20 protein-coding genes and 2 pseudogenes are annotated in these 23446 nt (G+C 47.1%); 11 read left to right on the top strand and 11 right to left on the bottom strand.

All coding sequences use genetic code 11. From position 1 onward, the window contains the following. Positions 1-27: 27 nt before the first annotated feature. Entirely contained in the window at positions 28-1323 is a 1296-nt protein-coding gene (locus INT20_RS15735; RefSeq protein ID WP_192526905.1) for a hydantoinase/carbamoylase family amidase, read from the bottom strand. A 448-nt stretch (positions 1324-1771) separates the two neighbouring features. On the opposite strand from INT20_RS15735, the gene INT20_RS15730 reads away from it, so the two are divergent. The 4 genes from INT20_RS15730 to INT20_RS15715 all read left to right on the top strand — a co-directional run bounded on the left by INT20_RS15730 (position 1772) and on the right by INT20_RS15715 (position 6894). Next, positions 1772-2752, top strand: a complete 981-nt coding sequence (locus INT20_RS15730) for a TAXI family TRAP transporter solute-binding subunit (protein WP_192526906.1) — start codon at positions 1772-1774, stop codon at positions 2750-2752. A 138-nt stretch (positions 2753-2890) separates the two neighbouring features. Next, on the top strand, positions 2891-4804 hold the full coding sequence (locus INT20_RS15725) for a TRAP transporter permease (protein ID WP_193057260.1): 1914 nt from the start codon (positions 2891-2893) through the stop codon (positions 4802-4804). 794 nt (positions 4805-5598) lie between these two features. Beyond that, complete coding sequence (locus tag INT20_RS15720) at positions 5599-6477, top strand: helix-turn-helix domain-containing protein (protein ID WP_192526908.1); 879 nt, start codon at positions 5599-5601, stop codon at positions 6475-6477. 81 nt (positions 6478-6558) lie between these two features. Continuing rightward, positions 6559-6894, top strand: a complete 336-nt coding sequence (locus tag INT20_RS15715; RefSeq protein ID WP_192526909.1) for a hypothetical protein — start codon at positions 6559-6561, stop codon at positions 6892-6894. Between the two features lie 288 nt (positions 6895-7182). On the opposite strand, the pseudogene INT20_RS15710 reads toward INT20_RS15715, so the two are convergent. Further along, a pseudogene (locus INT20_RS15710) lies at positions 7183-7854 on the bottom strand (ATP-binding protein); the annotation flags it as partial. Between the two features lie 131 nt (positions 7855-7985). On the opposite strand from INT20_RS15710, the gene INT20_RS15705 reads away from it, so the two are divergent. The 5 genes from INT20_RS15705 (at position 7986) to INT20_RS15685 (ending at position 14120) form a co-directional block, all read left to right on the top strand. Continuing rightward, positions 7986-8675 carry a TnsA endonuclease N-terminal domain-containing protein gene (locus tag INT20_RS15705; RefSeq protein WP_217990263.1) on the top strand — a complete coding sequence of 230 codons (690 nt, stop codon included), beginning with the start codon at positions 7986-7988 and terminating at the stop codon, positions 8673-8675. A gap of 50 nt (positions 8676-8725) precedes the next feature. Next, positions 8726-10561 carry a Mu transposase C-terminal domain-containing protein gene (locus tag INT20_RS15700; RefSeq protein ID WP_192526910.1) on the top strand — a complete coding sequence of 612 codons (1836 nt, stop codon included), beginning with the start codon at positions 8726-8728 and terminating at the stop codon, positions 10559-10561. Positions 10562-10570: 9 nt separating this feature from the next. Next, positions 10571-11461, top strand: coding sequence for a TniB family NTP-binding protein (locus INT20_RS15695; RefSeq protein ID WP_176483352.1), 891 nt, complete (start codon positions 10571-10573; stop codon positions 11459-11461). Between the two features lie 20 nt (positions 11462-11481). Beyond that, positions 11482-12543: a TniQ family protein gene (locus INT20_RS18395; RefSeq protein WP_192524527.1), complete on the top strand. Its 1062-nt coding sequence runs from the start codon at positions 11482-11484 to the stop codon at positions 12541-12543. A gap of 689 nt (positions 12544-13232) precedes the next feature. Further along, entirely contained in the window at positions 13233-14120 is an 888-nt protein-coding gene (locus INT20_RS15685; protein ID WP_096277095.1) for a hypothetical protein, read from the top strand. A gap of 146 nt (positions 14121-14266) precedes the next feature. Here the strand turns inward: INT20_RS15685 and INT20_RS15680 are convergent, their stop codons facing one another. Next, entirely contained in the window at positions 14267-15163 is an 897-nt protein-coding gene (locus tag INT20_RS15680; RefSeq protein WP_192524526.1) for a hypothetical protein, read from the bottom strand. A 54-nt stretch (positions 15164-15217) separates the two neighbouring features. Continuing rightward, a complete protein-coding gene (locus INT20_RS15675) occupies positions 15218-16225 on the bottom strand; it encodes a PIN domain-containing protein (protein WP_192524525.1) in 1008 nt (335 codons plus the stop codon). Positions 16226-16389: 164 nt separating this feature from the next. Between INT20_RS15675 and INT20_RS15670 the strand changes: the two genes are divergently transcribed. Both INT20_RS15670 and INT20_RS15665 read left to right on the top strand, forming a co-directional pair. Continuing rightward, positions 16390-17151, top strand: a complete 762-nt coding sequence (locus INT20_RS15670; RefSeq protein WP_247716659.1) for a DNA sulfur modification protein DndB — start codon at positions 16390-16392, stop codon at positions 17149-17151. Further along, a pseudogene (locus INT20_RS15665) lies at positions 17081-17692 on the top strand (TRAP transporter large permease subunit); the annotation flags it as partial. The gene INT20_RS15670 and the pseudogene INT20_RS15665, both read left to right, overlap by 71 nt. 261 nt (positions 17693-17953) lie before the next feature. Here the strand turns inward: INT20_RS15665 and INT20_RS15660 are convergent. The 7 genes from INT20_RS15660 to phnG form a co-directional block, all read right to left on the bottom strand. After that, positions 17954-18916 (bottom strand): porin, encoded by a 963-nt coding sequence (locus INT20_RS15660; RefSeq protein WP_086961201.1) that lies wholly within the window; start codon positions 18914-18916, stop codon positions 17954-17956. 320 nt (positions 18917-19236) lie between these two features. Then, the gene (locus INT20_RS15655; RefSeq protein WP_016239123.1) at positions 19237-19851 is read right to left on the bottom strand and encodes an ATP-binding cassette domain-containing protein; all 615 of its coding nucleotides are present in this window, start codon (positions 19849-19851) and stop codon (positions 19237-19239) included. Beyond that, on the bottom strand, positions 19851-20615 hold the full coding sequence (locus INT20_RS15650) for an ATP-binding cassette domain-containing protein (protein WP_016239122.1): 765 nt from the start codon (positions 20613-20615) through the stop codon (positions 19851-19853). Before INT20_RS15650 ends, INT20_RS15655 begins: the two co-directional genes overlap by 1 nt. Then, positions 20608-21420, bottom strand: coding sequence for an alpha-D-ribose 1-methylphosphonate 5-phosphate C-P-lyase PhnJ (locus INT20_RS15645; RefSeq protein WP_048766754.1), 813 nt, complete (start codon positions 21418-21420; stop codon positions 20608-20610). The genes INT20_RS15650 and INT20_RS15645 overlap by 8 nt, the downstream gene beginning before the upstream one ends. Continuing rightward, positions 21417-22430 carry a carbon-phosphorus lyase complex subunit PhnI gene (locus INT20_RS15640; protein WP_016239120.1) on the bottom strand — a complete coding sequence of 338 codons (1014 nt, stop codon included), beginning with the start codon at positions 22428-22430 and terminating at the stop codon, positions 21417-21419. The genes INT20_RS15645 and INT20_RS15640 overlap by 4 nt, the downstream gene beginning before the upstream one ends. Beyond that, entirely contained in the window at positions 22430-22987 is a 558-nt protein-coding gene (phnH, locus tag INT20_RS15635) for a phosphonate C-P lyase system protein PhnH (protein ID WP_048766753.1), read from the bottom strand. Before phnH ends, INT20_RS15640 begins: the two co-directional genes overlap by 1 nt. Positions 22988-22991: 4 nt before the next feature. After that, a complete protein-coding gene (gene phnG / locus INT20_RS15630) occupies positions 22992-23417 on the bottom strand; it encodes a phosphonate C-P lyase system protein PhnG (RefSeq protein ID WP_081194694.1) in 426 nt (141 codons plus the stop codon). Between the last annotated feature and the right edge of the window lie 29 nt (positions 23418-23446).

The raw sequence follows: 23446 nt of genomic DNA, 5'->3' as shown, positions 1-23446 counted from the left end.
GCAGCCCAGTGGAGAGCCAGGCAGTGCTTACCAATCAGTGATCGCTTTAAAGAGAATATCAGTGCCTTTGATAAGGTCGTCCACATCCATGGCTTCTCGTGGGTTGTGAGAACCATGGGCATTACGTACGAAGACCATGCCTGACGGAATACCGGCATTGGCAAATATGGCGGCGTCGTGTCCAGCACCAGAAGGCAGCTTATGTGGTTTGATGCCACAATCTTCGGCGGCGAGAGAGAGACGTTCGATGACGTTGTCATGCATGCGGGCTGGTGCGGTATCGGTTCTATCATCGAAGGTAAAAGTAACCCCATGTTGGTGCGCAACTTCCTCACATTCCGTACGGAAACGTTGGTAGAAAGTTTCCAGCGTATCAGTTGCCTGACTGCGTGCCTCAAAAGCGAACGTCAACATCCCCGGAATACGGCTGATAGCATGCTCTTTCGGATCGGTACCCACCATTCCAATGGTGACGACAAGATCCTTTTTCTCTTCGAGAAAGGCGCGCCAGTGTTCATCCAAGCGGTTCACTAGATCGCCGAAGGCAAACACCGCATCTTTTCGCAAAGTGCGTGGGATAGCGCCTGAATGTCCTGCTTCGCCTTGGCACACGATACGAGTGTGGCGCACATTGCCGCGTATACCGGAGACGATGGCCGCTGGCCATTGCTGCTCTATCATCACTGGTCCCTGCTCGATGTGTAACTCGAGATAGCTTTTGGCAATTTGCGGGTCGAATAAGGATTTTCCTAATTGAATAGGCGCAAGATTGATACCGACGCCTTCCATTGCGGTGGCCAAAGTGCTACCGGAGCCGCTCGACTTCGCAGACAGGTCATGCTCGTCGAGCATGCCGAAAAGCGCGCGTGAGCCTATATTGGCGCGCCCATAAAAAGCACTTTCTTCTCCTCGCAACATTAATAAGCGCACAGGGGTGGCCAATGGCGGTTGCACCTGCTGAAGGCGAATGAGACAAAGCAGCCCCGCGACGATTCCCGCCGCTCCATCATAGTTTCCGCCTTTGGGTACTGAGTCGGCATGGGAGCCTATATAGTGCCCCGCACGATGTCCATCATCCTCGGGCATTCGGACGACAATGTTGCTTGCACTATCGGATAAAACTTCCAACTGATGAGCAGTAGCCACGGCAGAAAAAATCTTTAATGCGGCATCTTCACCGCTAGAGTAGCACTCTCGAGTGATTCCTTCTTCGTCGGAAGTTTCGTTAGCCAGCTCATGGAAAATTGCTTCGGCCAATGCGTTTTCAGAGGAAAACCCCGTCCAGTCGACGTAGCTGAAATAGCGGGTGGAAGAGGAACTCATAATATAGTCTCCTTGTTGTTGAGCACGCTCATACCATCCATAACTGACTACGTGACCAACCATATCTGCGAATTTATCTTAAAAGATACTTATCTCATTTTTTAGATAATGAGATTGTCTGTTAAATTTGTCAATTCGTATTGATGCTCTTTAATATCAATGCAATTAAAAGCGAGCCCTTTACGTTAACAGAGAGATGCCTTATCCATAGGGGGGACTTCGATACTTTCCATGTCCTCAAAAGAGGATTAACTAATGAGCACTTTTTTAGTGCATTTATTATAAATTTAACTTTTTTTGCACCAAATTGGATCAATAATGATGTTGTCGAGTGGTCTTTATGGTTCCTTTTCTACATAAGTCTATATTAATAAACATTTTCTTTTTTTTTGGAATTTTCTTTGCTTTTGTATTTGAGAAACATTTTAAAATTTGAGGTTAATTAAAAATGAAAAAGATCCATTGGACTTACAGCGTTGCTGTTGTGTCAGGAGTCATACTTGGCGTGACCAGCCTTACCGCATCGGCAAAAGAGTTCATCTCTATCGGGGGAGGAGGAACTGGGGGCACTTTTAACACTCTTGCAAGTGGCGTTGCATCCCGTATGAATGACACCTTTGATGATGTGCGGTTCACGGTTGAAGGCTCGGCGGGCTCTACCGAAAACATTCGGCGTATTGGTTCGGGTGATCTGCAGATGGGTATTACGTTCACAGGCGATTCCTATCTTGCCGCGAACGGACTTGAGGATTTCGCTGAAACGGGGACAGTCGACAATGTGCGGTTTTTAGGATTTGTTTTCAGCGCCGTATCGCAACTTGTAACCACTGCTGATTCAGGAATCGAATCTATCGCCGACCTGGAAGGTCACCGCATTTCTGTTGGTAGCGCCGGGTCTGGTACGGCTCAAACCATGGATCGTATCCTGGAGTACTTCGATCTTGAGGATCGTGTCAGTACAAGTTATATCAATGGATCGCAATCTTCCGACCAGCTGCGCAATGGCCAACTTGATGCCTATCATGGGCAGTGGGGGGTTCCTGCGGGCGCAATCGTCGATACCACTTCGAGCCTTGATGCCAAGTTAATTAGCACGTACGACGAACTAAAAGACGCCGATTTTTTCGATGCCTACCCATTTTACAGCGAAGCGATTATTCCGGCTGGTAGTTATTCCGGTATTGACTATGACGTCAAATCGATCCGCGACATTGGTATTCTCGTGGCCAGTGAAGACGTAAGCGACGATCTTGCTTATCGTATATTGGAGAGTCTGTATAGCGAAGAAGGACTCGAACACATGCGTGCGGTGAGCAATACCACACGGGAAATGAGTCTCGAAAACGGAGTGAGTGGCGGCAACTTCATTCCGTTGCATCCAGGCGCAGAGCAGTTTTGGCGTGATCAAGGCATTGAACTTCCTCAATAACATTTTAAGTACGTTCTTATCATTAAGTCACTGAAAGAAAGGTGGTAGCTAAAAGCGACGCTTTTGTTACTACCTTTTCTCGCTCAGGATGCCTTGGTAAAGAGTGCGTAGGCTACTAACTCAGAGTAGGTCGAATACATGTTGCGGAAAAACGAAAAGATACGCAGCGAACGTGATGATGGCACAGTAAATATTGACGGGCTGCAGTCGCCATGGCGCATTATTATCAAGCTGCTTGCTGCGTTTATGAGTGCTTTCTACCTTTATAGCGCCGCTTTTGGTGCAGCCGACATGCAATACCATCTAGGCGTTTTTGTGGCTCTCACCTTCGCACTGGTCTTCATAACGTATCCCACACGAAGAGGTACATCTAAAAGCGCGCCAAGCCTTCTTGATATAGGGCTGGCGGGACTGGCTCTGGTCGTGTGTGGATATTTCATGCTCTATTACCCAGATATAACACGCCGGCTGGGAGCAGAGACACAGGCCGATTTGTTATGCGGACTTATTCTTTTAGTTCTCTCCATCGAGATGGCGCGGCGAGTGCATGGTTGGATGCTGCCCGGTATCGCGATAGCGTTTATCCTTTTCACGATATTTGGGCGCAGTATGCCTGATGTGATCTCGCATCGCGGCTTTTCGCTAGAGCGCATCGCGTTATTCAATTTCATTTCGGAAGATGGGCTTTTCGGAATGATCGCTCGAGTGTTCGTTAACTACGTAATCGTTTTTATTTTTTTTGGTGCCTTTCTCTCGGCATCCGGTACCGGCGCTTTTTTCATTGATATAGCGACGGCGTTAGCGGGTAAGCGCACTGGGGGCCCTGCCAAAGTCTCGATTGTTGCTTCAATGCTATTGGGTTCCATTTCTGGTAGTGCGATTGCCAATACCGTCACTACTGGTTCTTTGACAATTCCCTTGATGAAAAAAACGGGATATCCCAAAGAAACGGCGGGGGCTATTGAAGCATCGGCATCTATCGGGGGTATGTTTTTGCCGCCCGTTATGGGCGCGGGCGTCTTTATCATGGTAGAGCTAACTGGCATTCCTTATCAGACGCTCATTGCAGTCTCCATCGTGCCCGCGATCCTTTATTTTGCCAGTATCTGGTGGGCCGTTCATTTTGAGGCCAAGCGATTAGGTCTTCGTGGCCTGTCAGATGACGAGGTGCCAAAGGTCAGGTCAGTTCTACGCAAACGGGGCATTCTGAGTTTGCCTCTGCTCTTGGTAATTGCATTGCTTGTCTATGGGTTTACACCAGCATTTGCCGCTTTTTGGGGTGTGCTGGCAACAATCCCTTGCTCATGGGGGACAAAAGAAACGAGGATGGGAATCGGCGATATCTATGCTGCACTTTATCAAGGCGGGCTTAGTACGCTGGTTATCGGTTCTATCGTGGGCGTCATTTCCATTATTTTGGGAATGATTAGCTTGACCGGAATGGCCCAAGAGTTCACCTCGATATTCCTCTCGGTTTCAAGCGGTAATCTGCTTCTAGCGATCATTCTGATCGCTCTCGCGAGCCTAGTGATCGGTATGGGATTGCCGGTAACGGCCTCTTACATCGTAATAGCAGTGTTGGCGGTACCAGCCTTGAACGAGCTGGGCGTTGCATTGATTGCCGCTCACATGATTGTTTACTGGCTAAGTCAGGACTCAAATATTACGCCTCCAGTATGTATTGCCGCATATGCTGGAGCTGCAATTGCAAAAGCAGATCCATTTACGACCGGCGTAAGGGCAATGAAATTATCAAAAATGCTCTACATTATGCCCTTGCTGTTTGCCTTTTCACCCATGTTGATGAATGGAGAGCCATTCGATATTGCGGTTGTATGGCTGTCCGCCTTGATAGGAGTGTTTCTACAAGGTGCCGTAAGTGCGGGTTACTTTCGCACCAAAACGAATATCAGTCAGCGAATCCTATTGTTAATCGCAATGGTGTTGTGCTATTGGCCAAACGTTTGGGCAACGGTGTTGGGTATCATCATGTCCGGCGTGGTTTACCTGTGGCAACGGTCGCAATATTATCAATCGTCTTATTCAAGATAACGGTAGCTAATACCTTTAGCGGTCGTTAAAAATGGGGGCTTGTAAAGTAGCCCCCATTTCGTAAGCGAAGCGTAGAAGTTAGTATTACAGTGTAACCTTGAATATGACCTGTATTGAGGTGCCATATCCTTTGAGCGAAATATGATAGCGTTTACCGTCGTAGCCGTCTCGGCCAGCTTTATTAGAAGATGAGATCTCTTCTCTGGCAGAAAATACTATCGAGTTTTATGGCCCTTGATCAGCATTGCTTGGTTGGCTAGGTACGATATTACGACATCAGCTTAATATAGGTTATTACGAGATATTGATATTATTTTTTATGGTAACTGTTTTGATGTTTAGCTTCTTTATGAGCTTCACGTGCAAGCAGGTAGCATCAGGCTACGCTTATCGCATCGGCACAGCATCGATATTGTCGATTTCCTGGTCGTAAATCCGGCGATGGTGATGAAAAAACCATTGGTTGATCAGCTGCCTGGATATATCTTATTGATCGTGTATGCCAAAAGCCGACTCTTTATCATGGTACAAGGCTTCCAGTGCACACTATATTGCCACACGTGTTATCTTTCCTTGAGACAAAGTGCGCAAAAATCATATATTATGATAAGTGTCTCATTCTGATATAAAAGGCGGCCGTTGGGAGCCCGAAATGTGTGATTCTAAATATTTATTTGGTAAGCCTTATCACGCCTTCGTTATGCGAAAGTACATTGAGATTTTAATGTATGTTGCTCGATACATCGGGTTCAAGGCCATGCCCCCTATATCTTATAATAAGAAGGCTTTTGGGTATGTCTGAAAAATTTAATGATATTGGAGATAGGCTGCGTGCTTTTCGGCTGGGTAGTAATATACCGCCTGAAATTATAGCAGATAAAATCGGTGTTTCAAGGGCGGCGCTATATCGTTATGAAAAGGGCGCACTTCCTAAGCTTGAGACCTTGGAAAAAATATCCGAGGTTTTATCCGTTTCAATGACGACCCTTTTAGGCGTCGGTGTGGAATATCTATCGTCTTGTGTCAGCTTTATGGAACGCATGCGGCAAATAGAAGTCGAAACACGCCATATTTCAGCAATGTTTGGTCCCATTGCCTATTTATTGACAACGCCACAGTATGATGAAGTTTTAAACGATGTTCTGAAAGAAAGTCTACCTGATGATCTAAAAAAATGCTCAGAGACTTTAAAAGTCGTAGATAATATCATGAATGTCCTAAGGGAGAGAAAGAGAAACTATATGCTCAAGAAGCCTGGGTTTTTAAGCCTAATGTCTGCTTCTGAACTTCAGCGCTTCGTTGGGAATGGGTTTGTTGGAACATATAATCTTGATAATCAGTTGGTTAAAAAAAGAATCGTTATTGCTAAAAATGAGGTGGAGCATATTATCGGTTTAATCGAAGATCAGCCAATCGGTGTTCAAGTGGGATTGCTGAAAGACACAATGCCAAACTCCTCTTTTCAAATATTCAAACAACCAAAAAGAGACACTATTGCAACAAGTCCATTTACACTAGGGGATCTTCCTAATGTTAGATTAGGGGTTGCGATGATCACGTCGGCACCAGAGGCTGTCAAACTTCATACTGATATTACTAGCGATATTTGGGGGCGTTCGCTGAAAGGAACAAAAGCTATTGATTATATAAGGAAAAATATTTTAATTGATTAATTTCATTGGTTAAGGCGTATTTTTATAAATCGAGTTGTTCTTTATGGCAACTTAATAAGTAGAGTTTAAATGGAGGTTGATATGAAATTTATTGACGCTATCGAAAAGTTTGAAAATTTTCCGGCTTGCACAGATGCCTTCGTAAAGCTAAAGAAAGATATGAACGAGCTGATTATAAATGATCCGGATTATGCAGCTGTTTATCTTGTGATTCATGATTTTTCTAAAAAACATCACTTTTATTATGAGGATCAGGCCGTCTCGCCAGAGGTTTCCGATAGTGCTAAAAAGCAAATGATTGAGTATTTAACCCGGCTTAAAGAGCTTGTTTCAAACCGAAATAGAGAAGCGGCTTTTATCGCACTTAGTGCTATTTCTCATGACTATTTCACTCAAGGCCGTGTTCTAGAGCCTTAAATTTAAACGGTATGGGCGGATTCCGCATCCTTCCTGATTATCCAAGCGCATTATGGCGGATGAATGAATACTTTGCTTAATATTTGTACGATAGGCAAGGATACTCATAGCTTGGGTAGAGTGTTCTGACCAGGTCCCATGGGTAGTAGGCAATCTTTGATCTTGATTTCGCTTGAATGGATGTTGGGGAGCTGGGCCATGTTTCACCACTTCCTGCGCAAGCTAAACAGCGATCTAAAAAATCAAACGAGGTGCTGCTACAGACAAACCAGAGTTCAAACGCCCCTCTCAGGCCCCCTTCAACAGCCTATCCAGCTGTCGATAGCCAATGGCCTCAATCAAGTGCGCCTGAGTGGGTTTGGGCTCCCCCTGTAAATCAGCCAGCGTCAGCGCCACGCGCAGCACGCGGTGGTAGGCGCGGGCGGAGAGTTTGAGCTTTTCCAGCACGCTGGCAAGCCAAGCGCGCTCCTCATCGTTCAAGTCGCAGGCGGCTTCCAGGGCTTTACCGCTTAACTGGCTGTTGAGTGCGCCGCGCACCATTTGGCGCTCTCTTGCGGCCATCACCCGCTCGCGCACGGCTTCTGAAGATTCGCCCTGGGTCTGGGCGGTAAGTTGTTCGGGCGGAAGAGCGGGGACTTCGACCTGTAGATCAATACGGTCCAGCAGCGGGCCGGAAAGCCGCGCCTGGTAGCGCTGAATCTGGCTGGCGGTGCACTGGCAACGCTGGCGTGGGTCGCCTAAATGCCCACAGGGGCAAGGATTCATTGCGGCTACCAATTGAAATTGAGCAGGATACCGGCGTTCATGATTGGCGCGGGCCAAATGTATTTCGCCCGTTTCCAGTGGTTGCCTTAAAACTTCTAACACGTTGCGGGAAAACTCCGGCAGTTCGTCTAAAAAAAGCACACCATGATGGGCAAGCGAGATTTCCCCTGGTTTGGGTTTTGAGCCGCTGTGAATTCCACTAAAAACAGCTACTAATGCTATACTGGAACAATATCTTACGTTATTTTCGACAAGTAAATACGCTACTAATTGACACCAATATAAGCGACTGGGTGTTAAAATCACAAATATATAGGCGACTGAATATGAATCGGCCTGTTAGAGTTATTGGAACTAACCGAAGGAGCCTTACTGGGCAGGTTTCTTTCTTACGAGGAAGCACTTGCAATTTTGAGTCATCATTAGAGCGCGATTTCCTGATGATCCTCGATTTTGATCCGTTGGTCGCTACGGTTTGTGAGCAGCCGCTAACCCTTAAGTATCAAGATGATGATCGAAAAAGGCGTCAGTACACGCCCGATATGCTCGTGACTTACTCGGATGAAGCGGCGCCGATTCTGTATGAGGTTAAGTATCGCGAAGATTTGAGAGAAAATTGGCACATTATGAAGCCTAAATTTCAGGCAGCTATACGCTATTGCAAGCAGCAAGGTTGGGGCTTTCGCATTGTGACTGAGCGAGAGATTAGAGGCACTGGCCTATTGAACAATGCACGATTTCTAAGGGCCTATAGGGACTTGGCAGAGGACTCGGCTACCGCTACTCACTTGGCTAGAACCCTTGCCGTGCTCGGTGAAACAACACCTGAAATTCTACTTACAGCTGCTTATGCGAATGAGGAAAAGCGTATGTGTGCGCTTAGTTGTTTATGGCAAATGATCGCTATAGGCCGTGTTCATGCTGACCTCATACGCCCATTAAACATGTCCAGCCCCATATGGATTACTAACGGAGAAGGTTTCTTATGGCTACAGAGCCCGCTTTTCTATCGGTAACTACTGGGTCTGTGATAACAGCCAATGGTCGTACCTATAGAGTTTCGCACTTGTTGGATACAGCAACCCTCCTTGCTAAAGATACCGACACTGGAGAGGTGCACCGTCTGTCTGCGCATCAGCTTCGTCCCGTAACGGATATAGAGCTTGGAGAAGGTGGTGTTGCTGAAGGAAAGGATTTATCCGAGATCGAAGACGAAGACTGGCAAGTTGCTCAGCAGCGGTTTGCAGCAATCCGTCCTCTACTTGACGATCCATTTCGTACTCGTGCAAAGGCAGAGCAGTTAGCAGAAGAAGCCGGTGTTCACGTTGCCACTTTATACCAATGGGTTAAGGACTATCACGAGGCTGGCCATATTTCAGCATTGATACCAGCCCCGCGAGGCCGCAAGCCAGGTACGAAAAAGCTCGATAAGAAAGTCGAGGCAATAATCGAAGGGGCGATCAATGACTTATATCTAAGTCGTCAACGATATAAGCCCAGTGACGTAATTATCACTGTCAAAGCTCATTGCAAACAGGCCGGTTTACTTCCTCCTCACTCCAATACAATCCGTAACCGCATAAAACAGATTTCGACACGTGAAACGATGAGACGCCGCGGGCTACGAGATAAGGCGCGTGACACCTTTGCTCCTATCAGGGGAGAGTTTCCAAATGCGGATTTCCCTCTTGCTGTTGTTCAAATAGATCATACGCCTGCTGACGTCATCTTAGTTGATGAAGAGCATCGTCTGGCGCTTGGCCGACCGTGGATAACTCTGGCTATTGATGTCTTTTCACGAATGGTGGTGGGGATTGCGGTTAGCATGGAAAAGCCCAGTGCTATCTCAGTGGGTTTGTGTGTCTCCAATGCCATGTTGCCTAAGCATGAATATCTTGCAAACCTGGGGGTGGGGCAAGAGTGGCCAGTCTGGGGGAAAATGCGTGTTCTGCATGCTGATAACGCGAAAGAATTCCGGGGGAAAATGCTGCGCCGGGCTTGTGAACAATACGGTATCGACCTGCAATTACGTCCGGTAAAGCTTCCCCACTACGGCGGACATATAGAGCGTTATATGGGTACTGCTGCAAATGAGATACACACCTTACCTGGCACAACATTTTCCAACGTTGAGCAACGGAAAGGATATGACTCAGAAAAAGAATCAGCGCTCACCCTTCGTGAGTTTGAGCAGCATTTAGTTGAATTTATTGTTGGGGTGTATCACCGTCGCAAGCATTCTGAATTGAACATGCCACCAATGCGCAAGTGGCAACTCGGTATATTAGGAGACTCAACACAGCCGGGCTTGGGGATGCCGCCTATACCAACTGACCCCACGCGTTTGAAGTTAGACTTCCTTCCTCTTTATTCACGCACTGTGCAGCGCTACGGCGTCCAGCTGGATGAAATTAATTACTACCATGAAGTGTTGAACCCTTGGATTGGTTCAAAAGACCCCGAAAATCAAACGAAGGCTCGTTCATTTACTATCCGTCGTGATCCACGCGATATCAGTAAAGTCTATTTCTACGACCCTGAAAGTGAGATCTATTACATGGTTCCTTATCGGAATCCTACTCGACCAGCGATTAGTGTGTGGGAGTTACGGGAAGCAACTCGCCGCATTCGAGAGGAAGGACTGCGGCATGTTGATGAGGATGTGATTTTTGAGACCATTCTCAAGATGCGTCATCGTGTTGAACAGGCCGTCACGAAAACGAAGCAAGCAAGACGTCAGATGGCTCGTATCAATACGACGAAGAAACTCGCCAAGAAAACGGAATCTGTTGAAACACAAGCGCCTGCTAAGAGTGTTTTTCCTGCTCCACCTCAAACAGAGGTGCAAAGTGAGATTGATATATTCGCACTGCCTATAGAACCATTCGATGACGATGCCTAGGGAATGAATATGGCCCATTTTGATCACCTCAAGCCAGAGATTGCTGAGACACTCACCTGGACGACGGAAGACCGCATTTATTTCGCTCAGCAAAACCATTGGATTTCCTATCCTAGGGCCAAAGAAATCATGACCCGGCTTGAGGATCAATTAGCACATCCCCGTGTACAGCGGATGCCCAACACGTTGCTGGTCGGAGAAAGCGGGAATGGAAAAAGTACATTAATCGACCGTTTCAGAGAAAAGCATCCTGTGAAGATTCTTCCCTCTGGAGAGCCATTAGCACCTGTCATTGTTATGGAAATGCCCTCCGAACCAAATGAGGGGCGTTTTTGGACTGAGTTACTTCTGTCATTAAAGATAGCCCACAGAGATACGGATCCCGTGCAGCGTAAGGAGAACCAAGCTATTTCGGTATTAACTTACGTACAAGCCAGGATGCTCATTATTGATGAAATCCACAATGTGCTACATGGAAGTGCAAGACAACAGAGGCATTTTCTAGGAATGCTTAAAAGATTGAGCAATAAGCTACAGCTTCCGCTTGTAGCCGTCGGTACGCGTGACTCCATTCTCGCGCTGCACACCGATACTCAACTCTCAAGTCGCTTTGAGCCGCTGGCACTACCTCGATGGCAGTTAGATGTTAGCTTCTTGCGCCTCTTGGCCAGCTTTGAACGCTTACTGCCATTAGCTGAGCCCTCTCAGCTGTCTAGTCAGGATATCGCGATAAAGCTACATAGTATGAGTGGGGGCACCATCGGCGGCGTAGCGACCGTGCTTAAAAGAGCGACCGTTAAAGCGATCCGAGATGGTAAAGAGCATATAGACGCTAAGCTTCTTGATAACATCGGCTGGGTTAAACTCTCTGATTATGGCAAGGAGGCGCTTAAACTGTGATCAGAGGAAGCTGGGCGATCATGCTATCACCAGCTAAGAATGAGCTGTTTACTTCGTGGTTGATGCGTAGCGCCTTTGCTCACGGCCTGACCCCCTATCGGTTTGCTAATTACTGGGCTCCATCTATTCCTATCTGGAGCCGTGACATTGATCGTAGTGCCAGTGATGAGCTGCTCTATACCGTGTCGCGCCACTCAGGTTTTGATGTTGCGTCAGTCGAAAGGATGACATTACGTTCAATTGAGCAGAGTTTGGTAAAAATTCATCGTCAGGGAAATGTCCCCTTTCTTCTGTCAGCGGGGATATCTAACAAGGTACGTACCCAGCACGGCCTCCAATATTGTTCCGAATGCTTCAAGGATTATGGGGCCATCTATTATCGTGACTGGCGTTTAGGGTTTATGGTTGTTTGTCCTTACCATGGCGCCATGATGAGCGATGCTTGCCCACGTTGTGATGCGCCATTGATGCCACATCTAAGTACCGTGCAAAGAATGGATCGCTGTACGGTATGTGGGGTGTCGCTTCTTTCTCGCAAGTTACCAACCTTGTGCTGTTCTCCATTAGTGTTAGCTCTTCAATCCCAGCTACTGAAATTAGCGAATGGAACTCCGACTAACTTGCTCCCACAAGCGTCCACCAGTCCGGAAGCTCTGAGTGTCATTCGGGTAATGGCAGGCGTGCTCGCTAATTCGCTACAGCATGATCGACTGAGGCATCATTACGACTTGAAACCCTTCCATCGTCCTTCAAATCAGCGTTGCTTGTATGAGCATCAGCGTGTTGCCTATAGGACTGCAATTTTGGAAACCTTGGCATATTGGCTTCTTGATTGGCCATCGTCATTCCAAGAAGGTTCAAGTGTGCTTGGTCTAACTCAGAGGACATTCATAAAATCTATAATGCCTGCTTTTTTTGCTGAGCAGTTGTCATATCTGCCTGTGGGGGTACGAAGAACGCGCAGCACGAATCAGCAGCCAAAAGGCCCTTGTCTAAATCGGTGCCGACGAACTGAGCTTGTACAGTTCCGCCAGGAAAGAGCTCGACATATATTAAGTTTTTTAGGATACCCATTTTTGTGAGTCATAAGCCCCACTTGCAGTGTGATGACTGTGGTCGATCCATGCTTAAGGCGCAAAGGCGCTACAAAGGGAGCGCTTACTGCTCGACATGTTATGCCCGTGAGTTTAAGAAGAAGACTTGCACTAAATGCGGCGAGTCAGTGCGAGCCCATAAGTATGAAGAGAACCCGGTCTGCGGTGAGTGCCTCAGGCTGCACCGTGTCTGCGCGCGCTGCGATAAGCCGCTGCCGAGAGCCGGTTATCTTATTGGTCACGCTGCGTTTTGCAAAAGCTGCGCTCCGCATGGGCGAGAGGAACATACCTGTTCCCGTTGTGGATGTCTTTCTAGCAGATATTCACGCATCACTAATGGTGAACTTTCAGAGATTATCTGCCAGGCATGCGAAAGGAAGGCCTGCGCATTTGTAACCTGCTCGGTTTGTCGGAAATATCGTCAGCTCCATCAATATGATGTTGAAGGACGAGCTGTTTGTAGAGATTGCAGCGGGCCATATCCAAAAACTCACTCATGTCCTGACTGTGGAGCAGATACTCCCGGTGGTGGCAACGCCCCTTGCCAAGACTGTTCTTTAAAACGCCGTTTAGACCGACGAATAATGCTGAACCTTGAGTTATTTGAAGCTTCTTGGTGTAGAGCGCTATTTCTTGAGTTTTGCTCTTGGGAAAGGCTTCCTAGGCAAGCGGGAAATATGACGACGCGAATAGATAGTTATGCGCGTTTTTTGGTCATACTCGAACGGAATACTTTGTCCGTCAGAGATATTGATCAGCAACACTTATTCAATTTATTTGGAGCTGAAAAGCTTCGCCGTTCTTTTCATGTGGTGAATTTCTTAGTAGAAAAACTAGGCATAGAGTGGGATAACGAAGAGAAAGAGCAAGCGATTGAAAATAAGAGGATTAATGATATTTTGCAATGTTATGAGAAGCAGCCTTGGCATCGTGAGGTCGTCGACTATGCAAAAGAATTGAGTGAGAGAGTTACTTACAAAGAGACACCAATCAAACCTTTGACTGTTAGGAACTATCTGCGAGCAGCTATAGAGCTATTGATGTCAGCCAAGGTATCTTCCATTCAGGAACTTCCCGAAGAAGCTATCGTATCTCATGCTAAGAAAAAGCCAGGGCATTGTGCTTCCTTAGCTGTTTTCAGAACCTTTGCCAAAGATAAATACGCCGTTAATCTCGTGTTACCTGAGAAAAAAAATAAAGGGATAAGCAATAAGCAACACGTTAAAAAAATTAAGGCAGTAATGGAAAAGCTTGTTTCAACACCGAACGAGCGCGAAGCTAAAGCTTTAATGCCTGCAGCAATTTCAATGCTTTATCAGTTGCCATTAAAAAAGGTACTTATGCTTCGCTGTGCACACGTTGTGCAATCCAGCCGAAAGGTGTTCATTACTGTGGATGATGAGCGCTACGAGCTCCTCGGGCCGCTGCCTCATTTAATGAAGGTAGATCAGTTGGGAATCGACCCTGAGGCTTTTATCTTTGCTGGCAGAAGCCGTATGCAGCCTATGAGCACGGGAACTGTGCGGTACCATGTAAAAAAGCTTGAAGCGCAAATAGGAATGTAAGGTGTAGAGCTTGGCCAATGTGAGCCCTATGATAATTCGCATGATAACCATTTGTTATCGCTGACAGGCTGCCACACCTTTGCCATTTTTTTATTCGCATCAAATTGGCTATTCGCTCTAGTGGTCAATACTGATGCCTGTGATTGTTAAATCCGACCTCGCGCTCCACCACCTGAGGAACCGGGACCTTCTACATATTCGAGGTTCAGATCAACTTCAATCCGAACAGGAGGAATACCATAAACCTCATCTTCCAATCTCGACTTTGCATAGTTATTAAGTGCAAATCGCTCGCACAGGTGTCCACCTTCTCGCCATTCTGATTTTGAAAGTCCAAGTACAGTGACTAATCCCAAGCCAGCATGGTAGATTTTGTAAGGCATTGAATTTTGGCTTTCCCTTGTGCCATGAATTATCGGCTCTTGCCAAAAAAGCTCCAAAAAATTTCGCTGCGGTTCAGTAAGATTAGAAATCGTTTGATTCACCATCCCCTTAAAACGATTTTTTTCGAACTCAATAAAAAGTGGACGTACTACAGGGCTCAGCTGGAAAAAAAACTCAGCAGCGGGTGCTTGATGTATTTTTGTGATCCAACCCGATTTGCTCAGCCAGCTAACTTCCTTTTCCCGGATATCCATGCGCTGCTCTGATTCAACCAATTCCCGAAGAACTCTGAGTTCTTTGGGATTGAGGTGTGGCAGGGTCATTCTCACCTTTTTTTTAAAGTTGGCCAGATCTCTCTCTTTTCTTAAACTAGCCTTTCGATCATTCTGCAAACTTAAGATCTTGAGACATCCAATTTCAAGCAACCTGACTACAAGGTATGAAACGGAGAACGCTCCAACTGTCAGGAAAAGAATTATGTAATCATCGGGAAAGCCAATATTAGAGAATAGTTTTGAGGCTGGCCTCCAGAGCAATAGAACAAGCAAAACCGTACCTAGTGCTCTAGCTGCTGATGTTACAGATGAGATCGAATCAAAGAATCTAATAGCCCATTCAGGCACAAAACCCCCTAAATTTAACGGTTTATGAGTGCGCATGCGTGCCTTTCTGGCAACAAGCACCTAACTATCTATCTGTAATGCTTCGTTAACTTAGGTGTCCAACATATCCCATTCGTCACCTAGAACCCAACGCAGCGCTGATAACTTCCCGTTGATTATTCCCCACTCAAAGTCACTCCATGGGCCTGTATCTTCATATTTCTCTTCAATGCGTTCAGCTGATTTAATAGCACCTTGGAGGATATGATCATGAATTACATCTGAGCCATAGCGCTCAGTTCCTTCAGGAACGATTTCAATTTCACCGTTTTCGATGAGCCATATACGGTTTTGATGACGGTTGTACCAGACCTTATCGACAAGCTCATCCATGGAGTCTAATATTTCTCTCAACCCTCTGGTTTCTTCTGAAAAATCATGTTCAAACTCGACTTCGGCAAGCAAATCAGGATCAATGTGGTCAATAGCTGGAGTTAGATTATTGAAATATAAAGAATTAGAAAATGAAAATATCTCGTCAAAATCCGAGTGCGGTTTTCGATGATCTTTCGAGGAAAAGTCGTTATGGTTATGGGTAACAAAAATACAAGTATCACAGCTACGATTTAGGCTACTCATAAACTCAAAAAACTGCTCAATGATAACAGCATCTGCGACAGAGTTTTTGTTTATATGAAAAGGCGCTCTTTTTTCTAGTCCACGTTGAATGGCAGCGATTTTTGAACGCTCACTAACTGGAGTTACCACTGCCGATTCAATTAGTCTTTCAACTCTATGGATAGTTGCGTAATTTGCCTCGGTTAAAAGGGGCAGTCTTGCATTGATATCATTCAGAACGTCTATGGTCGCTCCTTGCTTTTCACCAGCAAACTCATTTACCACAGCCTTGACCTGCTTAAATTCTTGAGACAGTCGTTGCGCAGTTTTCTTCGCCACACTCTCCTTATTTCGCTCATACTCATCAATAACCAGGTCAGCCAAGACTAATTTTACGCTGTTCGAACTCACCAGCTCCTCTAGTGCAGACACAAGAGGGAGATCATTTCTTTTCGTAGAAACATCTAGCAAAACACATGTATCGAGAAAGATGTAATTCATATGATCCTTATTCTCCCTTGTCATTGGTTCTGGCTCAAGTTAACGCCCGCATAAAGCGCGCGGGGTACGAGCGTCGGCTTCGATGCATTTTTTAGCCAATTTGATTCTCGGAATTCCAAAACCCATTCCATCCCCGGCTGGGACAAACCAAAGGAGTTAGCACCATGTTCTATGTCATGAGCGTAACCGAGACGGTCGTAACCCACGCCCGCACCCCGAAGACCTACCAATCCGCCGAGGTGGTGTCCGGCCACAAGGCTGATCATGCCGCTACCGACGCAGCGCACCGCTTGAATCGTCAGGCCGAGACGCTGGAGGCGTTCGTGGTGGTCGAGAACGAGAACAAGCTAGATAAGGGCGAGCGTTACCCGCAAGTTCTGGCGGCTGCCCTGGAGCAACGCCAGGAGTCGGAAGCTGTGGCGCTGCTGGTAGCGATCTGGGAGCCGGGACTGTACAACCCCGAGCGCGCAGCTCATGCCGAGGCTCAGGGCGACCGGGTAGAGCGTCACGCTGGGCGCCTAGCGGCGCTGGGCTTGTCCTTCGATGAGCTGGTGGAGCGCTATGGTGCCCAGGCCCGATCCGAGATCGAGCGTGTCGAGGCCGAGCGCCAAGAGCGCGCCGAAGCGGCGGCTCGCCGGGAGGCAGCGGCCAGCGAAATCACCGAGGCCGCCCAGGAACACACCTACTCGTTCCCGGCCGTGCGCGGCATCCAGGCGGGCAAGGAATACTACATAGCCCAAATTCCCTATGGGGTTCTGGTCAAGCTGTTCGTCTTCGATGAAGAGGACGTGCCGCCCGAGCTGCGCGCCCAGCGCAGCCTCAACGAGAAGCGTGCCCGCGACATTGGCCAGTACCTTTTTTGGCGTTTTCCTGGTGATGATTTTAGGTATCTATTTTGGTGCCTTTACGCCGACGGAAGGCGCTAGCGTTGGGGCATTCGCTACGCTGCTCTACGCCTTAGCGAAAGGCATGCGCGGCGCGCAGCTATGGCATAGCGTACAAGAGACATTGGCGCTCTCCGCGGTAGTGTTCTTTATGCTGGTAGGGGCCGAAACGCTGGGTTACTTCATTTCGGTGTCGCGCATTTCGTTCTCCATCACTGACCTACTCTACGGTATGGATCTAACGCCCATCGTCGTCGTGCTGTGCATCCTGGCGCTCTACTTCGTGCTGGGCATGTTCATGGACTCCATCGCGATGCTGGTGATCACCGTGCCGGTGGTTTACCCGATTATTCAGGCGATGGGCATCGACCCGGTGTGGTTCGGTATTTTGACCGTACTGACCGTTGAGCTGGGACTAATGACCCCGCCGGTGGGGATGAACGTGTTTGTGATTAAAGCGATGGCGCCACATGTCGGGCTAGGGGAGATATTTAAAGGGGTGGCGCCTTTTGTGGTTTCTGACTTAATACGACTAGCGCTATTAATCGCCTTCCCCATTTTGAGCACGCTGTTTCTGCTCTAGTTGGTGAGTACGCTTGCCTGTACCCAAGCCAGCGCTATGTCTCTGTGGTGTGCGGTAATACCTTCATCATGAAGGTTTCCGGGCAGTACCCGGCTGTGCACCATCTAATTGCCCACCCCGACATGCGGCGGATCAATTTCACCAGCTCCACCGGCGTTGCGCTTGATTTTTGAGGCTATCGAGATTTAAACCCCGAAGGTCGAACTGGGAGTTCAACTTTCGGGGTGCTGTGTAGACCTGTATTAATGGGCTCTGTGAAACTTAGAAATCGTATCGAACCCCTAAAGCCCACCAATCCTTATCAATCGCATTGATCTCCCTATCTGTACTGCTAGCATATTCTAAATATACAAACATTGGATCACTAAGCCGGTAGCTGCCACCCGCAACGTATTGGACGTCACTCAAATTCATGTCACTATTTTCCATATAGCTGACGTTCCCGTATATTTTGCCTTCTGAGTAACTAAAAACGGGTGCTATACCATAATGACGAATATCTCCCTGCTCTTCAAATAACGCACCGACACTTAGCTGTGGAGATATTTTGTAGGTTACGCTTGCCCCGAGTAGAGCATCATCATCACCTTCTGCTTCATCATAGCCAGCGGCAAAACGTACCGGGCCTGTTTCATAGGCTACATATCCCATTAGGTTAAGTGTTTCTTCTTCACCTGCATCTTCATCTTCTGGATCGAGCTTTCCAGCGACACCCAGGCTGAAGCCATCGAAACTTTGGGATTCAAAAGAGATAGAGTTTCCACGGGCGCGGGCACCACCTTTTGCCAAGGCTCGCCAATCCACAGTATTTCTTACATTGATAACCTTGGATATGTTCTGATAATAGATGGAGTCAAAGTTACCAACCTTTACGGCTCCGACGTCTTCAAATCGTAGCCCTACATATGTGTTCCTTATATCATCAATGACGTTAGGCCGTGCCTCGTCACGATCATTAGCGGTGAATCTAAACTCGGCTCTTATAAAACCCTCTAGCTTAGGATTTATCCTATGTCCAGCTTTAAAGCCAAGGCGTGAACCTTCTTCACTAATATAGTCGTTACCGTCATCGTTGTTTAACGTCAAGTGTATACGGCCATATAGGTCAAAGTAAGTTTCTCCGTCTTCATACACATTGAATGCCTGTGTGGTTCCTGAAAACCCTAAACCTGCTACTAGTGCCAATGTAGAAATGCCATGGCATTTTTTGTTGTTCAACAACATGTTTACTCCCTGATTTATCTTTTTGAGTTTGTTTTTACACTGCCGTGAGATTTTTTTTCTTTTTGGCCCTCCTCTTTTTTATTAAATGTTGTATGGCGTAGGCATTAATAAGCCGCTCACTCAGCCAAAGCGGGAGACTTTTTCATTGAATTTCCTTTGCGAGAAATTCTACTTTAAAGCACTACGGTTTGGTGGGGGGATTACCAGTGTGACTGAGGTATCGGCATGAACGAAGTTTAGGCAACCTACACTCAACGCAGATCCCAATAAAATTTTTTTCATTATGAGTACTTTTCCAGGTTAAATTAAATGTAGACGGTTTAACCGTCTAAAGAGATTGACTGATCCACCCAACTGGCACTCGTATGACTGGTGTAAATAACCAGTTTCTGAGCGGCTTTAGCCTGTAATAAAAGCGTGCTCACCTGATGACTACGCTCTGGATCCAATCCTGTACAGGGCTCATCTAAAAGTAAGATTGGAGGAGAAGAAAAATAAGCGTGAAGCAACATAAAACGCTGTAGTTCACCACCAGAGACATCACAGGCATAGCGAGAGAGTAAGCTAGGAGAGAGGTCCAGCAGTCTTAGTCCGTCGAGTACTGTCTTTGTGGGGACTAGAGCAAACCAATCCACAAGTTTTTCGCGAGGTAGTACGGTAGGATGTTGCCCTACGTACGACATTAATCGTGAGCGTAGAAATGCAAAGTGGGCGGGTGTCATTGTGCTTGGTGTGAACTGCTGATCGTGGGTTCGTATGCACAAGTGTGCCGTTCCTAAGCTTCGACTTCCCCAAATTCGTGAGAGCAAAGTCGATTTTCCTGAGCCTGACGCTCCCCAGATCTGTACGATCTGCCCTGTTTGTGCCGTTATGCGAAGTGGCCCATGATGTATGCCATTGCCTTCATACTGCAAAATCACAGTTGGTTTATTCATTAAATCATTGCCTTAACAAGAGCTTGGGCGATGAGATGCTCAGGCTCAGTAAGCAAACGATCCATAATGGATTCGCTGACGATGCGGCCTTGATCCATCACGATGGCCCGATCAGCAATGAGTCGAGCTAGACGTAAGTCATGAGTCACAAACACCATGGCAGTCTGTGTTTGGTTTCTCAAATTAGAGAGCACATCTAAAAAATCTGCTTGAGCGACTGAGTCGAGACCAGCAGTGGGTTCATCTAAAAATAAAATGCTCGGCTGATGGATCATGGCCGCAGCGATTTGTACGCGTTGGCGCATCCCTCCCGAAAAGTTCTTCACTGGCTCATGTAATCGTTCTGGACATAAACCAAGTCGCTGGCCCCATTTTTGTGCTTGTTTGAGTGCATCAACCGCACGGTTGTCACCTAAATCAAAAAGACGACGTACGATATTAGTGGCGGCACTTTGTCTCAGGTTTAGGGTTGTGCTGGCATCCTGAGCCACATAGCCACACGCCCGCCGACGTAAAAGGTTAGTTTGATAAAGACTGGTACGTAGTAAATCCTGGCCTAAAAGGGAAAGAGCCTGACAGTTGTTAGATAGCTGTCGTCCAGCAAGTATATTCAGAAGACTTGATTTTCCAGCACCTGAGGGGCCGACTAAAGCGAGAACCTCGGAAGGATAAAGCTTGAGGTGACAATCCGACAAAATACGGTGCCCAGCTATTTCAAGTGAGATAGCCTGTGCTGTCAGCACGGGATCTGGCAAGCTAAACATGAGCGCGCTCCTTGCATGCTTCGGAGTCGGAACATACCCAATGGGGGGTGTTTGACGTACCAATATTATCCAAATAATGAATAGATGAGCCGCAGATACAACATGCTGTATCGACTTTTTTCAGGCTAGCAGGCAGGTCAACAAAAGCTAAGTTTGCTAAGGGTGTATAGGCAGGCAATGCATAAATTCGTCGCTCGCGTGCGGCGCCAAAAATCTGAATAGCAGGCATCATCGCCATGCGGGGGTTATCCATAGCAGGAATAGGCGACGGTGACATTAAGACCCCATCATTAACAATCACAGGGTGGTCGTATCCTAAGCACGCCTCATCTTGTTGCAACCATGTTTCAAATAGAGCGCTTAACACGACACCGTAATCATGATGTGCGTGCCGTGTCAGTGCTTCGGCCGCATCATTAATAAATCCACGTAGAGGGTCAGGTCGAGGAACTTGGTACACCACAATTTGCTCTTCCCGCAACGGGCTTTCAGGGACTCGCTGACGCGTTTGAATGAGAGTAGCCTTTGAGCTTGTTGTCGTAATTGATATGTTTGCCGTTTTAGTAAAAAAATCCGCGATATTCAGGGCATTAACGGTATCATCCGAACCATGATCGACTACCTTTAACGTGTCATTCGGTTCTAATAAGGCAGCGGTAATAGCCATGCCTCCTACCCCCCAACCATAGGCAATGGGTAGCTCAGGAGCTGAGAAAGGTATTTGACGTCCAGGTAGACAGAGTGCTTTTAGGGTTTTACGACGTATTTCTTGTTTGGACGGTAGATCAAGGTAGGCATAATTCATATTTCCTCCTTAGCCTGAACTCGGCGTAAACGCGCTAAATCAGCATCAAAGTCAGAGTAATGAGGTAATTTCAAATGGCTGACATAGCCGGATGCAGCGACTCCGTCGGTATGCATGAGTGCATCACTGGTAGCACCCTCAATTTTAAAGTGCTGATCTACGATTGCCATGGCGACGGCTTTACGCTCGTTAGCTCCAAAAGCAATACCAAAACCCGCTTCTAAATGTGGAGATGAGCTAAAATTTGGAGCCACAGTAGTGCAGGCAGTTAACTCAACCTCACCAATGGATACGGTTAAATTGAGGTCTTCCAGCTCTACGAATATTTCAACGCTCCCTCTCATTAATTGCGCTACATAGGGATGACTCGTTGAGGCTTTACGCAAACTCTCGTAAGCTAATCCAGTTAAGTAGCCTTCTTCGCCACGAGCGAGATGAGCGAGACGCTCGCAAGGATCAGGTAAAGAAGGCAAAACAGTTCGCGTAATGTCTATCGGAGCTTTAGATATTTCGGTGCGGATAAGATCTGCGTACAGTGGCTCAGAGCTAGAGGGCGATGAGGGAGCTGTTATCACTGATTTAGGTAACTCGCACTGAGGGCGAGAGTGTTCTAAATCCATATTCAGTAAGCGGTGGGTGTAGTCGTAAGTGGCGCCTAAAATTTGCCCTCCAGCCAACTCTTTTTGCGTGGCGGAAATGTGGCGACTGTAATGCATTGTTTTTAGATCTATGTTTTGGCTTGAGCCAAAATTGGCTAATTGCGCGCGATGAGCACGTACGAGAAATACCGCTTCGGCAATGTCTCCCTGAGCTTGCTTAAAGGCAATAGCAGCAAAACGTCGATCGTATAAGCCCCCCTCACTCATGATCCGATCAAGAGCTAACGACATTTGTGCCATGATTTGATTAATTTCAATCTCGGGGATTGTGTCGTCGCCTCGGCGACTCCGTTCTACGGCTATACGGGAAGCAGCAATTGCTTGTTCACCACCCTTTACTGGTACGTACATTAAATGATCTCCAAAGTTAAGTGACGTGGTAATACAACCAGCTGCGTGTCAGCGCATAGTAGTAGGTCCACTCCACGCGGGTAATCGGCACGAAAAGCAATATGATCAATGACTACATTTTGATGTAACCCTGAAAAATATAAAGTGTGTGGTTTGTTGAGTCCTGCACCGGTGGCTCGTATAGCAAGCCCCCCGTTTGTAGGTGATATGGCGGCTATTTCCATGACAAGGGTTGCCCCACTTTCAGGCGCCTCACGGCTTCCTGCTGGAATATGTTGTAAGTGATGCCGTTGAGAACCTGCAAAAACCCATTCGGGAGTTTGGCTCAAGGTTGCGCCTGTATTCAAAATACGGCTTGTTAATTCCTTATTTTCCACCTCAATAGCTACCGTCGTTTGGCTGTCTAGAAGGCAGTCAACGATGCAATGAATAGCACGCTCTTCTAGTTGCTGTATGCGCATTGGGTAACCAAAGGCATGCAGTAGTCGCCGATAAGTACGCGTCTGCCGATGTAACTCATCGTCATGTCTGTGCTCAGATCGTAAAGGTATTTTCATGATTCTAAGTTTTTTGTGTGGTGTAGAAACGTACAGAAGTAGCAGCCGTCAGCTGCTCCCTCTCAGCCTTTTTTAGCTCTAACTGTTGGCGTATAGGGTGCAGCACCAGCTCACGTTGGTGGGAGGGGGCCGTTTGTAGAAAGGCGTCTAGATAGGCCGCTAACTCCGCTTTGCGTAGATCGGAGCCCAAATGTACTGCGTAACCTTGAATTTTCCCAATAGCGATTACGCAGCGAGTACAAGAAGCCTCACCAAACTGAAATGACACTGAGGCCTTACAAGCTTGTGTATTGAGCTGCACCAACCCCGTTTCAGGGCCAGCGAGTTTTTGTATAGGCACACCCGGATTGTAAGTAGCCCAGATATTTTCCAGATAATCTCGGTTAGCTCGGGCAAGTAGCCCGAGCCAAGTTTGACGTTCTTGACTCATGGCTATGACTTATTACGATAATACGGTAG

Origin of the sequence: Halomonas citrativorans (assembly GCF_014898005.1) — a bacterium.
Taxonomy (GTDB): Bacteria; Pseudomonadota; Gammaproteobacteria; order Pseudomonadales; family Halomonadaceae; genus Vreelandella; species Vreelandella citrativorans.
The sequence above is the reverse complement of the archived record's forward strand: the minus strand, read 5'-3'. Positions and strand labels throughout refer to the sequence as shown.